Below are 13,768 nucleotides of genomic sequence, written 5' to 3'. Positions count from 1 at the left end.
AGCCAAATCCGGAGCATATACCAATGAAATTGCACCGTGGTAATTTGTTGCGGGCGCGCCTGCGTGGTGCAACATTCAGGCCGGCAGCAGGGGCAAACGATCGGCCAGGCATGCCCCGGCGATGGCGCCGCACAGCATCCCGAAAGCGAACCAGCGGGCAAAGGTTTTCTTGAATCCGTGAACAGGGACTGTGCGCATGGGCGGCTCCGGGTGACTGAAAGCCCTGAGTGTGGCGAGACCGTCGATAAATGCGTTGCAATGCATCAACAGACTGGCCGGAACGGCTGGTCTGTTGCTTCGATGCCGCAACAGCAGCGTAAAATAGCGCCCTGATTGAAGATTGAGAGAGCAGAGCATGTCGATACAATGGTTCCCGGGGCACATGAATGCGGCCAAGAAAGAAGCCGCCGAGCAGATGGAGAACATCGATCTGGTGATCGAAGTCCTCGACGCCCGCCTGCCCGAGGCGAGCTGCAACCCCTTGGTAGACCAGCTGCGCAAGTTCCGCCAGCGTCCCTGCCTGAAAATCCTGAACAAGACCGACCTGGCCGACCCGGTCGCCACCGCCGCGTGGAAAGCCTTCTACGAAGCGCAAAAGGGCGTGACTGCCTACCCGATGACGACCAAGAAGCCGGCGGATGTTGCGCGCATCCCGGACCTGGCGCTGTCGCTGGCGCCGCACCGCGGCGTGCCGACCAAGCCGCTGCGCATCATGATCATGGGGATCCCGAACGTCGGCAAGTCCACCCTGATGAACGCGCTGCTGAAAAAGCGCGTGGCCAAGGTGGGCGACGAGCCGGCCGTGACCAAGGTCCAGCAAAAGCTCTACCTCGGCAAGCACACCGTGCTGGTCGACACCCCCGGCATGCTGTGGCCGAAGATCGCCATGGCCAGCGACGGCCTGATGCTCGCCGCCAGCCATGCGATCGGCACCAATGCGCTGATCGAGGAAGAAGTGGCGGAATTCCTGGGCAACCTGCTGCTCGAGCGCTATCCGAACCTGCTCACGGCCCGCTACGGCTTCAAGACCGAGGGCATGGACGGCATTTCGGTGATCGAAGGCGTGGCGGCGCGGCGGGGTTTCCGCGTGCGCGGCGGCGAGTTCGATTACGAAAAGGGCGCGCACACGCTGCTGCAGGATTACCGCACCGGCGCGCTCGGCCGCATCAGCCTGGAGACGCCGGAAAGCCGCGCCGCGGCCCTGGCGCAGCATGCGGCCGAGGTAGCGGAAAAAGCGCGCATCGCCGAAGAGAAAGCGGCGCGCAAGGCCGAAGAAGCCGCGCGCGGCAAGCGCGGCACCTGAGTGCCCGTCAACTGGCGCGCACCCCGCGCGCCAGCTCCATCAAGCCGAACAAGCGCGCACAGCGCATCCACGCCAGCGCCAGCACCGCCAGCTGCGCCAGCAGCAGCCCGCCAAGCAGGCTGCCCGCACCCAGCGCCGGCAGGTTCAGCCGCGCCACCGACAGCGCACCGGCCACGCCCAATCCGATCACCGTCACCGCCAGATAAAATCCGAGCATCGCCAGCGGCTGCCGCGCCAGCAGCACGAGCCCATCGCGCCAGGCCAGCACGGCCGACTTGCGGCGCCGGTCCAGCGCCAGCACCGCGCGCCCCGCGTCGAGCGTGGCATGGGCCAGCAGCACCAGGATCCCGGTGACGATCGCCGCTCCCAGCTGCGCATTGCCGGCCGACGATTCCAGCACCGCCCTGGCGGCATGTTCGTCCGCCGCGCCGACCGCGATGGCGCCCAGGAAGGCCGCCAGGCCGAGCGGGACGACCGCCCACAGCATCATGCGCAGCAGCCGTCCGTATTCGTGCACGCCGCCGGCGGCCAGCGCCGCAAACCCGACCGGGGCCGGGGCACGCGCCGCCGTGATGGCCGCGCCGGTGAGCAGGGGCGAGAGCAGCAGCGTCATCGCCAGCGCCACCAGGCCGCCGCTGGCCAGGGCCGAGGCATGCTGGGCGTGCAGGCCAAGGACGTCGGTGATGGCGACCAGGTCGAGCCGCCGCGCCAGGACCGGCGCGTGCACCGAGCGGTCGAAGGCGGCGCCCAGCATGCGCCACAAGGGCAGCGAGGCCACCATGGCCGGCAGCAGCAGCGCCAGCAGCCAGAGCAGCATCAGGCGCCATTGCAGGGCAGGGCGCAGTGCGCGCAGCAGGCCGGAGCGGCGTACCAGCGGCGCTGCCGCTTGCGGCGCCCGGGACGTAGCGACAGGTGTGTTCATGGTCGTCATACGGTAGCGATCAAGCTCAGGATGAGTTGGACAAGGGCCGCGGCTTGGCTCGCCCAGCGGGTCGATGCGCGGCTATCGGGCTCGATGCTGCGGCTGTCGTCGAGCTTGTTCACGTCGAGGTAATGGCGGCGCTGCGGGTCGAGCTCGGCCGAGACGGCGCGCGCAGGCTTGCTCCAGCTGAAGCTGCGCCACTTTTCATCGGCATGCCACAGGACGGTCTCGCTGCTGCCGTCCGCGAACTTCACCACCAGCGTCTGCGGCACGTTCGCGCCTTCGCGCCGCACTGTCACCTGGGTGCGCCAGGCGAAGGGCCCCGTGCCTTTCTTCGCCTTCGGATGGGCTTTCTCCCATTGGCTGCGGATGGCCGCGATGCGCTTGTCCAGCGCCGCCGCGGTCTCTTCGACGCGCCGGCCGTCCACGATGCGCGTGCCCGCCAGGGGCAGCTCTTCCTCGCTCGACAGGTCGGAGATGCGGTCGTCCACGCGCGAGGTCGCAAACACCTGTCTGGCGAAGACGTCTTCCACCGCGGCACGGGCGCCGCTGCCGTCGGCCAGCGCCTCGCGCAAGTCCGCGATGCTCGGGTGGCGGAACTGCCAGCGGCGGTAGTATTCCCTGAAGCCGCGCTCCATGGCGGCGCTGCCGATGCGCGCCTCGAGGTCGCGCAGAACGGTCGCGCTGCGGGTGTAGACGGGGCCGAGGCCCTGCAGGCGCTGCCAGGCGTTCTGGCCCGGCGCATCGGCCGGCCGGTCGCGCGGCGAGGCCATGCGCAGGGTGTCGAAGGGGGCAAAGGCCGGCGCCACGCCGATCCGCTGCAGGAAAGGCGGCAGCGGATTCACGTGCTGGCCGCGCTCGCGCAGCATGCGGTTGCTCCAGTATTCGTTCAGGCCTTCGTCCAGCATCGGTTCCTCGAACTCGTTGCTGGCCAGGATACCGTAGAAATAACCGTGGCCGAATTCGTGGATGGTCACGCCATCGAGTTCATACTCGGCCAGCGAGTCCGGCGGCACCTCGGCGTAACCGGAGGCGGTAATGAAGGTCGGGTATTCCATGCCGCCCGCCTCCTGGGCGTTGTACGGCGGGATCACGACGGTGAGCGTGCGGTAGGGATAGGGCCCGAGCGTGCGCGAGAAGTACGCCAGCGAGTCCTTGGCCGCCTTCATCGCGGGGCGGGCGCTGGCCGCGTATTCCGGCGGGTACAGCACCCGGATGCTGACGGGCGGGCTGCCCGGCCCGGTCCAGGTGTCGACCAGCGGGGCAGCAGAGCGCCGGTCGGCGGTCCAGGCGAAATCGTGCACGTCGTGCTGCACGTAGCGGTGGGTGAGCAGGCCCTTGTTCTCGCTGGGTGCGCCCTGTAGTTCGCCGGTGGCCCCCACCAGATAGCCTTTCGGGACCGTGAGGCTCACGTCGTAGCTGCCGAAGTCGGCGTAGAACTCGGACTCCATGTGGAATTCGTGGGCATTCCAGCGTGGCGCCGTGGCCCCACGTTCGCCCGGCAGCTCCAGCACCGCGATCTTCGGGAACCACTGCGCCACCAGGTGGAAGCTGTCGAAATAGCCGGTGCGCGCGGTCACGCGCGGCAGCTGGGTGGTGAAGGCCATGTCGAGCGTGGTGGTGGCGCCCGGCGCCACGGCCTGCGGCAGGTCCAGGCGCGCCACCGTGTGGTCGGTGGCCGGGCCCCGGTCGGGCTGGACGAAATGCCAGGCGACCTGCGCGCCGCCCTGCGTCACGCTGCGCAGGGCGATATGGCCCCATTCGCCGTCGCCGCTGGCCTGGCCGCTGCGGAAGCGCTCCCCGCGCTGGCGCTGCTCGGTATGAAAGGTGCTGCCTTCGCCCTCGAAGGCATTCATGTAGAGGTGGACGTAGACGCTGCGCACCGGCACGGCGCTGCGGTTACGCCAGGTGAGCTGCTGGCGGCCCGTGACCACGTGCCTGACCGGATCGAGCGTGGCCTCGATGCGGTAATTCGCGACGCGGTCCGACAGCGTGGCCTTTCCAGGCCCGCGGATGCCGCCCCAGGCGGCCGGGCTGCTGGGCACCGTCACGGCGGCGGCATCGGGCGCGGCCAGGGCGATGCCGTCGAGCGATGGCGGCACGCTGCGCGCGGGCGTGTCGGCTTGCGCGAACCAGGCGCTGGCCGCGCCAGTGACCAGCAGCGCTGCCAGCGCGGCGGCGCGCAGGCGTCGATGTGTTCCTTGCAGGGGCATACGGCACTCCTTGTCGATGTTGTTCTTGTACCCGGCCCGACTATAGCGAGAGGGTGGTCGAAAAGCCAAGCTTTTGCGACAGGAAGGCGAAAGCGCCGACGGAAGCCTTGCCAGACTGGCTAGGTTATAATCACCGCGTTTTGGTGCCCGCGCCCGCGATCAGCGAGCGCAGTTAAACGGGAAACACGAGGCAACAGTGCTGCGCGCTGCTGCCGGGATGTGCTGCCCCCGCAACGGTCAACAAGCGCCGTCCCGCAGGACTCTCCTGCAGACGGCAGGCCGCCTCGACAACCACTGTGCACATGCATAGGAAGGTGAGGCGGTCGGTCTTGCAAGCCCGGATACCGGCCAGGACAGGTGGAAGCGCCATGGGCCCGCATGCCCGTCGCGTCTTCCGTTGACTCCGGTGTGCGGGGACGCAGGCCGGTGCTTTTACCGAGAACCATCACATGAAATTTGCTGCCGTACCACGCAGCGCGCCGGCCCTCACGCCGCTCGCGCTGGCTTGCGCCTTGTCGTCTTCCATCCTCGCTGCGAACGCCCTGGCCCAGGAACAAGGCGCCCAGGTCCCTGAACTGGCCCCGATCGTCATCACCGGCGCGCGCTTCCCCGCGCAAGCGGACGCGCCGATCGCCGCCACCGTCATCACCGCCGACCAGATCCGCCGCGCCGGCGCCACCGACGTGAACGGTGCGATCCGCAAGATCGGCGGCGTCTACGGCCGCCAGAGCCTGGACGGCTCGCCCGACTTCGGCCTGGACCTGCGCGGCTTCGGCTCCAACAGCAGCCAGAACCTGGTGATCCTGGTCGACGGCGTGCGCATGAACGAGAACGAACTCTCCGGCGCGACCCTGGCCTCGATCCCGGTCGATACCGTCGAGCGCATCGAGATCACGCGCGGCGGCAGCAGCGTGCTGTATGGCGAAGGCGCCACCGGCGGCGTCATCAATGTCATCACCAAGCGCGGCGCCGCGCCCGGTTACCACGGCTCGGTCAGCGTGGAAGGCGGGCGCTTCGACCAGCACGATGTGCGCGCCTCGGTGCGCCACGGCGCCGGCCCGCTCTCGTTCGACCTGGCCGCGGCCCACCAGGGCACCGACAACTACCGCGACAATAACGAGTTCCGCCAGAAGAGCATCAGCGGCGGTTTCCAGTGGGCGCAGGATGCGACCCGCCTGGGATTGCGCGTGGACAGCGCGCGCCAGCACATGCGTTTCCCGGGCTCGCTGACGCAAGCGCAGTTCGAAACCAATCCGCGCCGGACCCTGACGCCGAACGACTTCGGTTCCACCGACAGCGACCGCGTGACCGCGTTTGCCGAGCATCGCATCGGCAACCTTGAACTGGCCGCCGAACTGGGCCACCGCGAGCGCGAAGTGCAGTCGGCCTACGACTTCGGCGGCTTCCTGTCCGAAGCGACCTACCGCTCGCGCCAGACCCAGTTCTCGCCGCGGCTGCGCCAGAGCGCGCGCTGGAATGGCCTGCAGAACGAATTCGTGGCCGGGATCGACCTGGTGCGCTGGGAACGCGACACCAGCTTCGGCTCGAGCGCGAGCCAGGACTCGAAAGCGATCTACCTGCGCGACGAGATGCGCTTTGCCGGCCCGCTGAACGCCCGCCTGGCGCTGGGCGGACGCCATGAGCGCTTCGAGAAGGACGAGGCCAATGCGGCACTGGGCGTGCCGGCAGGCGAGCAATCGCAGAACGGCTGGAGCGTGGAGGGCAGCATCGATGCCGCGCCGGGCTTGACCCTGCATGCCAAGGCCGGCCATAGCTACCGCATCCCGAACGCCGACGAAAACGGCTACCGTTCCAGCGGCGCGCTGCTGGACGTGCAGACCTCGCGCGACCTGGAGCTGGGTGTGAGCGCGGGCAGCGACGCGCGCCGCATCGCGGCGCGGGTGTTCCGCCACCGCCTGCGCAACGAGATCTTCTTCGACCCGACGCTCTCCGGCGGCTGGGGCGCGAACACCAACCTCGACCCGACCCGCCGCCAGGGCGTCGAAGTCGAAGGCCAGCTGGCGCTGGGGCAGGCCTGGCGCTTCACCGGCCAGTGGCAGCGCGTCGAGGCCGAGTTCACGGACGGACCGAACGCAGGCCGCGAGATGGTGTTGGTGCCGAAGAACGTCGTCACCGCGCGCCTGGCCTGGACGCCGAACCGCGCCCACAGCGCCGACATCGGCGCCCAGTGGGTCGACAGCCAGCGCTACGGCAACGACTTCACCAATACCTGCGGCGCCCGCATCCCTTCGTACGCCACGTTCGATGCGCGCTACGCCTACCGCGTGGGCGCCTGGGAAGCGGCCGTGACCGGCCTGAACCTGGCCGACCGCCAGTACTACAGCAACGCCTACGGCTGCCGCTCGGGCATTTACCCGAGCGATGGCCGCCAGCTGAAGCTGTCGCTGCGCTACGAGTTCTGATGCGCACGCTGAACCGCATGCTGCCGGCGCTGCTGCTGGCCCTGGCGCAAGGGAGCGCCGCGGCGGCGGTCAGCGTGGTCGACGACGCCGGCCGCCGCGTCACCGTGCAGTCGCCGGCAAAGCGCATCATCTCGATGGCGCCGCATGCCACCGAGCTGCTGTTCGCGGCCGGCGGCGGCGCGCGCGTGGTCGGCGCCATGAACTACAGCGACTACCCGGAAGCGGCCAAGGCCATCCCGCTGGTGGGCAGCAACAGCCAGATCGACATGGAGCGGGTGCTCAGCCTCAAGCCCGACCTGATCGTGGTCTGGCATACCGGGAACACGGCGCGCCAGATCGCCCAGCTCGAATCGCTCGGGATCCCGATCTTCCACAGCGAGCCCACCAGGCTGGCGCAGGTCCCAGCCAATATCGAGCGGCTCGGGCAGCTGCTGGGGACCCAGGCCACCGCGCAGGCGGCGGCAGCGGCCTTGCGCAGGAAGCTGGACGCCTTGGCAGCGCGCTACGGCAAGCGTTCGCCGGTGACGGTGTTCTACCAGATCTGGGACCAGCCGCTCTACACGCTCAACGACGCCCAGATCGCCAGCGACGCGATCCGCCTCTGCGGCGGGCGCAATGTGTTCGGTGCGCTCAAGGTGGTGGCGCCGGAAGTGGGCGTCGAGGCGGTGCTGGCGGCCGACCCCGAGGCGATCCTGGCGGGCAAGCGCCACGACCCGGCCAATCCGGGGCTGAAGGTGTGGGCGCCGTATCCGGGCATGACGGCGGTGAAACGGGGAAACCTGATCACGGTCGATGGCGAGCTGTTGACGCGCCCCGGGCCGCGCACGGTCGAAGGAGCGGCCGCCTTGTGCGAGGCGCTGGACAAGGTGAGGCAACGGCGGCCACGGTGAGTTCGGCGGGCGGCTTTAACACCGTCATCCCGGCGCAGGCCGGGATCCAGGTCAGTTCCGCTGCCACTAACTCAACATCAAACCGTTAAATCCGTAAGCAAATGCAAAATTGCCGCCCCAGCTTCGAGGGAAGCGTAAAAAGGTGGTAATCTCCCGGCGTTTGCTCAATCACTTGTGGAAGGAAATCTATGCGTTCCCTGCGTTTTGCCCTCATCGCCGCCACCATGGTCGCCAGCACTGCCTTTGCGTCGCCCGCGGATCCGAAGAACGGCGTGGACTACCAGACCTTGAGCGCTCCCCAGCCGGTCCAGGCGGCGGGCAAGAAGGTCGAAGTCATCGAATTCTTCGCTTATCACTGCCCGGCCTGCAACATGGTCGAGCCGATGCTCAACGGCTGGATCAAGAAGCAGGGCGACAACATCGTCGTGCGCCGCGTCCACCTGCCGTTCCAGGGCCCGGCCGATCCGGAAGCGCACCTGTTCCTGACGCTCGAAGCGATGGGCAAGCTGGAAGAATTCCACCCGAAGATCTTCCGCGCCGTGCACGTCGAGCGCAAGCGCCTGATGACCGATGACGCGATCATCGACTGGGCCGTCAAGAACGGCCTGGACAAGGCCAAGTTCATGGAAACCTGGAACTCGTTCGGCGTGACCACCAAGCTGCGCCGCCTCGGCCAGGTGCAGGCTTCCTACAAGGTTACCGGCACCCCGACCATCGTCATCGACGGCAAGTACGTGGTCTCGCCAGGCCAGGTGGCCGAAGCGAACAAGATCCAGGACGTCGGCCAGATGCTGCAGGCGACCGCCCAGGTCATGGACGCACTCGTTGCGAAGGCAGCCAAGAGCAAATGAGCAAGGACGTCGAACGCGAAGTCCTCAAGATGTACGATGGGTCCCGGCCCAACGAGGACGACCTGTTTGAGACCAGCCATGTGAACCACATCGCGTGGTCGCTGGCGGCTTTCTGCGCGGGCCTGGCGATCTGGCTCGCCATCGCGCTGGTGAATGCCGAGAACCAGCGCTACGCCCTGATGACCAACAAGTGCCCCGATCCGCTCTTCAAGGGCGGCATCGACAAGGCCTGCCTTGTCACCGTCCGTTCGCGCGACCACTGGTGGGAACACCTCTGGTACGGCATCACCCACGTACGCACCGTGCCCGAGACCAGCCAGCGCTGATCCCGTGCTAGCGCTGGCCCGGCCGGGTCAGCGCTTTCCTTTCCTCCAAAGGCAACACCCGCACCGTTTTCACGGGCTGGCCCGTTTGCGGGTCGAAGAAGGGGTTGTCGCGGTAGCCGCCTCCCAGGCGCGCTTTCAACATCATCATTCCGACCTTTGCCACTACCCGGGCCGTTGCCAGGCTGCTGGACTTCACGGGCCCGGTCGCCGACTCGGTGTTCACGTGCGACTTGAGCGGGCCCAGCTGGCGATCCATCTCGTCCGGCGACGCATCCAGGCAGGCCCGCACCAGCCCGATATACGAGGTATGCAGGTCGCGCGGCGTGGCCCCGATCGGCGTGCGGCAGCAGCCGGCATACCAGCGGTACAGGCCCTTGGGGCTGAGCGACATGCAGGCCAGGTGCTCCAGGCCCGTGTCGAAGCGCACGGCGGCAGGCAGGGTGGCCGCTACTTCGGTGCCGCCGGCCGGGTTGAGCACGTCCGTGCCGAGGAAACGCGCGTAGGCCTGGCAGTCCTTGCAATAGCAGACCGCGCGCGCAACCACGCGCGCCGGGTCGACCTGTCCCTGTAGTTTGCCGCAGCGGCAGCGCAAGCGCATCGTCATGGTGGTTCTCCGTTATATGAAACCAGTGTAATGCGCGCCGGGCGGGAAGGCGAGCGGCAGCCTGACCTTGCCTGCAGGGCCGCGCTTCGTGGATGTCCCGAGAGGCTCAGACGGGAAGGGTAATGACGAAGCGCGCGCCGCCGAGCGTGGATGCTTCCGCCCGCAGGCTGCCGCCGTGCAGCGCCACGGCCTTGCGCGCGATCGACAGGCCCAGGCCGAAGCCGCCGGTGGCGCGGTCGCGGCTGCGGTCGAGCCGGTAGAAGGGTTCGAAGATTTTTTCGCGTTCGTCCTCGGGGATGCCGGGGCCGTCGTCGTCGACCGTGATCTCGAGCGCCTGCGGGCCGCGCGTGGCCGCCAGCACGATGCGGCCGCCGGCGTATTTCTGCGCATTGCGCAGCAGGTTGCAGACGGCGCGCGCCAGCAGGCGGCGGTCGACTTCCAGCTCGCCCAGGTCCGCGGCCAGCGTGCAGTCGAGCCGGTGCGGGGAGGGCGGCAGCATTTCCGTACAGTCGCGCAGCACCGGTTCGACGGCCGTCAGCTCGGCCTGCAGGTTGCGCCTGCTGTCGAGCTTGCTCATGTCGAGCAGCTCGTTGACCAGGGCGTTGAGTTCGCGCAGGTCGCCCTCCATGGCGGCGATGCGGCGGCTCAGGTCGGGGTCCCTGGCGCGCGCGTCGAGCAGTTCCAGCGCGAATTCGAGCCGCGCGATCGGGGTGCGCAGCTCGTGCGACACCGAATGCAGCAGGCTTTGCTGGGATTCCAGCAGCGCTTCGATGCGGCCGGCCATGTGGTTGATGCGCTCGGCCAGCGGGTAGACGGCCTCGGAGGGTGTCATGTGGGCGCGCACGCCCAGCTTGCCGCTGCCGAATTCGTCGGCCACGCGCGAGAGCGCCTGCAAGCCCTGCCAGTGCGAGCGCGACCACAGCGCGATCGGCAGCAGCAGGGCGATCGCGACGATCACGTAGCGCAGCGCTTCCCGCTTGAGGGCCTGTCCGATGTCGATCGGCAAATTCTGGGCGCGCAGCACTTCCTCATGGCTGCCGATATAGCGCTCGCCTGTCAGGTCGACGCGGCGGAACAGGGCGCGCCCGGTCGGGTCGAGCACGATCTCGCCGCGGTCGAGCGCGGTGCGCCCGCTGCGGCCGAGCGACGCCCTGGCCTCGGCCAGGGTGATGAGGTCGTAGCGCACCTCCGACACCACGCGCACGTTGTTCAGGCGCGTGAGCCATTCGTCGGCCGGCGCCTTGTCGACGTATTGCTCGAGCAAAAAGATCTGCGCCGCGGCCTGGCTGCGCGCGATGTCCTCGAGCGGATCGCCGAACAGCCGGCTGAACGCAAAATAGATCACGAAGGTGGCGGCCGTGATCGACAGCATGACCAGCACGAAGAAACGGAAGAAGATCCGGTTCACGTACCCATCCTGCATGACTTACGGTTACTGGACGCTGCGCAATACATAGTTTCTCCTTGCAGGCATTGTATAGGAGCAACCGGCCGCTGGAACAGTGTGCAAAAAACAAAACTTTTGGGGGAGGCCATGCAGGGTGCTTAAGCGTATGGTTGGGCAGGCCTTACAAATTGATGACAATTCGCCGACAGTTTAGGGGGGAATCAATCATGCACAATCCTTAAGATACTCAACATCAGGTATCTGGTTTATCTGGTTTTCCGTTTGCCCGCCTGATATGCGAGTGTCGGCGGGTTTTTTTATTCCAAGGAAACGACTGGCGGCGACAGGCCAGCAGGAGAAGAACAAGATGAACATGGCTGGGCGCGTCCTGCTTTCTGCCGCCGTGATCGGCGTGACCCTGGCTGCCTGTGGTGGGGGCGACTCCGTATCGACGCCTTCCGACCGCACGGCGGGGCAGGGGATCGCCGTGGGCGAGCCGAATGGTGGCGTGCCGGTCGTTTCCGAGTACATCAAGATGGCGCAGGAGGCTTCCTGCGCCGGCACCCGCAACAAGCTGTTCGTCATCGACAGCCAATACGTGCTGTGGGACCGCGCCGGCCAGTGCGCCGACGCATCCTACGCCCAGACCCTGATGGGCCCGACGCCGCAGGCCGTGCTGTGCAGCGCCGGCCAGACCATCGCCGGCCCGCGTACCACCTGCAGCGACGCCAGCCTGCGCCCGCTGTTCGACACCATGCTGCAGCACCTCGACAAGCCCGACCTGGGCCTGGGCGCGGCGCACAAGGTCGAAACGATCGACCTGCTGCCGGCGCCCGGCGCACCGCTGGCGTTCCAGACCCTGTCCCAGACCACCCGTTCCGGCGTCGATGCGCCGCGCGAGGTCGTGGTGCGCGACGCCGACGCCTGGGCCGCGCTGTGGCAGGAACATGCGGGAGCGAGCTTGCCCCTGCCGGCGGTGGATTTCTCGCGCCAGATGGTGGTCGGCGTGTTCCTGGGTGCACGCCCGAACGGCTGCTACGCCACCGCGGTGTCGAGCATCGTGCCGAACGAAGGCAGGCTGGAGGTGCTGCACCTCGATGCCGAGCCGGGGCCGGGCGTAGTCTGCACGATGGCGATCACCACGCCCGCGCACCTGGTGGTGGTCGACCGCAGCAGCGCACCGGTCGTCTTCGCCAAGAAAATTCATCTCATAGGGTAACAATCCGTGAGAGTTTGTCTTGCTCGACGTAAAATATCGGCACGCGAACTCCCCGGTTGTCACGACATGAAAAAGCTTTTCGCCCTGGTCCTGGTCTTCTCTGGAAGCGCTGCAAGCGCCCAGACGCCGACGACCAATCCGATGCCCGACGGCAGCCGCGACATGTATGCGGGGCTGGGCGCCGTCTCGGCGCCGCGGTACGAAGGGGCGCAAGACAGGAAGGTGTCCGCATTGCCGGTGCTGCAGATGCAGTGGAGCGGCGGCGCCTTCGTTTCCGGCATGAGCGCCGGCATCCACCTGTCGGAGCGTCCGACGGTGGAATACGGCCCGCTGGTCTCGCTCCATCCGCGCCGCAGCCTGTCCGGGACGGGCGGGCGCATCGGCGACATCCAGGGCGCGACCCTGGCGCCGGTGTCCACGCGCGAGGCCCTGTTCGGCGGCAACCGGCTCGAAGGCATGGACGAGATCAGGCTGCGCCTGGAAGGCGGCGGCTTCTTCAATTACTACGTCGCGCCCGAGTGGCGCCTGACCAGCAGCATCCTGGCCGGTTCCGGCAATGACCGCAACGGCGTGCGCGCCCAGCTCGGGATCCAGCGCCTGGCGCTGCAGGTTGCGCCGCACCACGCGGTGTCGCTGTCGGCCGGCGCCACCTTCGTCAACAGCGCCTACAACCGCGCCTACTTCGGCGTGAGCCCGGCCGAGGCATCGGCCAGCGGCAACCTGGAATACCGCCCGCGCGGCGGCATGAAGGACGTCTACCTGGGCGCGCGCTGGAACTGGGCCGTGTCGCCGTCCTGGATCGTGACCTCGACCGTGCAGGCAGCCCGCCTGGCCGGCGACGCACGCCGCAGCCCGCTCGTCGAGCGGCCCACCAACCTGACGGTTTCGACCGCACTGGCTTACCGTTTCTGATCATGCGCCTCGCCCACGCCACTGCTAGCGTATGCCTCCTGTCCACGGCCTCCCTGGCCCTGGCGCAGGCGCAGCCGCACGCGCCGGAATGGGCCAGCTACCGCGACGCCTACCGCGCCATGGTGGTGTTCGAAAAATATGGCGGCGCCAAGAACCTGCTCAGCCACCACCTGCAGCTGGTGCCGCGCGAACGGGGCGTGCTGGGCGATGGCCTGCAGCTGGCGCTGACCGGCAAGACGGTGCAGACCAGCCTCGCGCTCGATGCGCTGGGACGCGGCGTGCTGCCGCTGGTGAAGGCCGCCTACGACGAGAACGCGGTGCTGGCGCCCAACCGCCGGCTGGGCGGCTTCGCGCTGCGCGCACGCGTATCGATCGCGCCGCAACTGGACAATACCTACGACACGGCCGGCCTGCGCGCGGGCTGCGAGCAGGCGCTCGCCTTTGCCAGGCACGTGGACGCCACGGCGCGCGCGCGCCAGTGCGTGGGCGTGCGCATGGTGTTCGCCAAGAAGAGCGGGGACGTGTCGGTCAAGCTGCGCCGCCCGGATGGCGAGCAGCCGCTGCAGCTGGTGGCGGGGCCGGCGTTCGCGGGGGATATCGATAACGATTTTCCGGCGGCGACCTACCGCTTTGGAAGCGAGAGCGGACAGCTCATTACGTATAGTGCACCGCTGGCGATCGTGCCGCTGTTCGAGTAAGCCGCGCGTTTAGCATCATC

Annotated in this window: 13 protein-coding genes and 1 riboswitch; of the genes, 8 read left to right on the top strand and 5 right to left on the bottom strand. The window is 67.9% G+C overall.

Annotated elements, in window-relative coordinates:
- Positions 1–75 precede the first annotated feature (75 nt).
- Complete coding sequence (locus AC3XQU_RS09720) at positions 76–198, bottom strand: hypothetical protein (protein ID WP_489873957.1); 123 nt, start codon at positions 196–198, stop codon at positions 76–78.
- Between the two features lie 157 nt (positions 199–355).
- Between AC3XQU_RS09720 and ylqF the strand changes: the two genes are divergently transcribed.
- Positions 356–1,303 (top strand): ribosome biogenesis GTPase YlqF, encoded by a 948-nt coding sequence (gene ylqF / locus AC3XQU_RS09715; RefSeq protein WP_489873956.1) that lies wholly within the window; start codon positions 356–358, stop codon positions 1,301–1,303.
- A gap of 7 nt (positions 1,304–1,310) precedes the next feature.
- On the opposite strand, the gene AC3XQU_RS09710 is transcribed toward ylqF, so the two are convergent.
- Complete coding sequence (locus AC3XQU_RS09710; RefSeq protein WP_489873955.1) at positions 1,311–2,225, bottom strand: hypothetical protein; 915 nt, start codon at positions 2,223–2,225, stop codon at positions 1,311–1,313.
- 5 nt (positions 2,226–2,230) lie between these two features.
- Positions 2,231–4,438, bottom strand: a complete 2,208-nt coding sequence (locus AC3XQU_RS09705; RefSeq protein ID WP_489873954.1) for a M1 family metallopeptidase — start codon at positions 4,436–4,438, stop codon at positions 2,231–2,233.
- A 124-nt stretch (positions 4,439–4,562) separates the two neighbouring features.
- Positions 4,563–4,805, top strand: a riboswitch (cobalamin riboswitch).
- An 82-nt stretch (positions 4,806–4,887) separates the two neighbouring features.
- Between AC3XQU_RS09705 and AC3XQU_RS09700 the strand changes: the two genes are divergently transcribed.
- The 4 genes from AC3XQU_RS09700 to AC3XQU_RS09685 all read left to right on the top strand — a co-directional run bounded on the left by AC3XQU_RS09700 (position 4,888) and on the right by AC3XQU_RS09685 (position 8,928).
- A complete protein-coding gene (locus tag AC3XQU_RS09700) occupies positions 4,888–6,861 on the top strand; it encodes a TonB-dependent receptor (protein ID WP_489873953.1) in 1,974 nt (657 codons plus the stop codon).
- A complete protein-coding gene (locus tag AC3XQU_RS09695; RefSeq protein WP_489873952.1) occupies positions 6,861–7,751 on the top strand; it encodes a cobalamin-binding protein in 891 nt (296 codons plus the stop codon). Before AC3XQU_RS09700 ends, AC3XQU_RS09695 begins: the two co-directional genes overlap by 1 nt.
- A gap of 188 nt (positions 7,752–7,939) precedes the next feature.
- Positions 7,940–8,602: a thiol:disulfide interchange protein DsbA/DsbL gene (locus tag AC3XQU_RS09690; RefSeq protein ID WP_489873951.1), complete on the top strand. Its 663-nt coding sequence runs from the start codon at positions 7,940–7,942 to the stop codon at positions 8,600–8,602.
- Positions 8,599–8,928, top strand: coding sequence for a hypothetical protein (locus AC3XQU_RS09685; protein ID WP_489873950.1), 330 nt, complete (start codon positions 8,599–8,601; stop codon positions 8,926–8,928). The genes AC3XQU_RS09690 and AC3XQU_RS09685 overlap by 4 nt, the downstream gene beginning before the upstream one ends.
- 7 nt (positions 8,929–8,935) lie before the next feature.
- Here the strand turns inward: AC3XQU_RS09685 and AC3XQU_RS09680 are convergent, their stop codons facing one another.
- Both AC3XQU_RS09680 and AC3XQU_RS09675 read right to left on the bottom strand, forming a co-directional pair.
- On the bottom strand, positions 8,936–9,532 hold the full coding sequence (locus AC3XQU_RS09680; RefSeq protein ID WP_489873949.1) for a DUF6151 family protein: 597 nt from the start codon (positions 9,530–9,532) through the stop codon (positions 8,936–8,938).
- Between the two features lie 106 nt (positions 9,533–9,638).
- Positions 9,639–10,940, bottom strand: a complete 1,302-nt coding sequence (locus AC3XQU_RS09675; protein WP_489873948.1) for an ATP-binding protein — start codon at positions 10,938–10,940, stop codon at positions 9,639–9,641.
- Positions 10,941–11,286: 346 nt separating this feature from the next.
- Here AC3XQU_RS09675 and AC3XQU_RS09670 point away from each other — a divergent pair, with 346 nt between their 5' ends.
- From AC3XQU_RS09670 to AC3XQU_RS09660, 3 genes are all read left to right on the top strand, one after another.
- On the top strand, positions 11,287–12,138 hold the full coding sequence (locus AC3XQU_RS09670) for a protease complex subunit PrcB family protein (RefSeq protein ID WP_489873947.1): 852 nt from the start codon (positions 11,287–11,289) through the stop codon (positions 12,136–12,138).
- Between the two features lie 66 nt (positions 12,139–12,204).
- Positions 12,205–13,050 carry a MipA/OmpV family protein gene (locus AC3XQU_RS09665; protein WP_489873946.1) on the top strand — a complete coding sequence of 282 codons (846 nt, stop codon included), beginning with the start codon at positions 12,205–12,207 and terminating at the stop codon, positions 13,048–13,050.
- Between the two features lie 2 nt (positions 13,051–13,052).
- Complete coding sequence (locus AC3XQU_RS09660; RefSeq protein WP_489873945.1) at positions 13,053–13,748, top strand: hypothetical protein; 696 nt, start codon at positions 13,053–13,055, stop codon at positions 13,746–13,748.
- Positions 13,749–13,768 lie beyond the last annotated feature (20 nt).

Source organism: Telluria sp. AZSoR62 (assembly GCF_058111565.1).
The sequence above is the reverse complement of the archived record's forward strand: the minus strand, read 5'-3'. Positions and strand labels throughout refer to the sequence as shown.

Excerpts from the sequence above, each read along its gene's own strand:
- AC3XQU_RS09700 (WP_489873953.1), top strand. The coding sequence starts at position 4,888 with ATGAAATTTGCTGCCGTACCACGCAGCGCGCCGGCCCTCACGCCGCTC.
- AC3XQU_RS09690 (WP_489873951.1), top strand. The coding sequence starts at position 7,940 with ATGCGTTCCCTGCGTTTTGCCCTCATCGCCGCCACCATGGTCGCCAGC.
- AC3XQU_RS09665 (WP_489873946.1), top strand. The coding sequence starts at position 12,205 with ATGAAAAAGCTTTTCGCCCTGGTCCTGGTCTTCTCTGGAAGCGCTGCA.
- ylqF (WP_489873956.1), top strand. The coding sequence starts at position 356 with ATGTCGATACAATGGTTCCCGGGGCACATGAATGCGGCCAAGAAAGAA.
- AC3XQU_RS09720 (WP_489873957.1), bottom strand. The coding sequence starts at position 198 with ATGCGCACAGTCCCTGTTCACGGATTCAAGAAAACCTTTGCCCGCTGG.
- AC3XQU_RS09660 (WP_489873945.1), top strand. The coding sequence starts at position 13,053 with ATGCGCCTCGCCCACGCCACTGCTAGCGTATGCCTCCTGTCCACGGCC.
- AC3XQU_RS09670 (WP_489873947.1), top strand. The coding sequence starts at position 11,287 with ATGAACATGGCTGGGCGCGTCCTGCTTTCTGCCGCCGTGATCGGCGTG.
- AC3XQU_RS09695 (WP_489873952.1), top strand. The coding sequence starts at position 6,861 with ATGCGCACGCTGAACCGCATGCTGCCGGCGCTGCTGCTGGCCCTGGCG.
- AC3XQU_RS09680 (WP_489873949.1), bottom strand. The coding sequence starts at position 9,532 with ATGACGATGCGCTTGCGCTGCCGCTGCGGCAAACTACAGGGACAGGTC.
- AC3XQU_RS09705 (WP_489873954.1), bottom strand. The coding sequence starts at position 4,438 with ATGCCCCTGCAAGGAACACATCGACGCCTGCGCGCCGCCGCGCTGGCA.
- AC3XQU_RS09710 (WP_489873955.1), bottom strand. The coding sequence starts at position 2,225 with ATGAACACACCTGTCGCTACGTCCCGGGCGCCGCAAGCGGCAGCGCCG.
- AC3XQU_RS09685 (WP_489873950.1), top strand. The coding sequence starts at position 8,599 with ATGAGCAAGGACGTCGAACGCGAAGTCCTCAAGATGTACGATGGGTCC.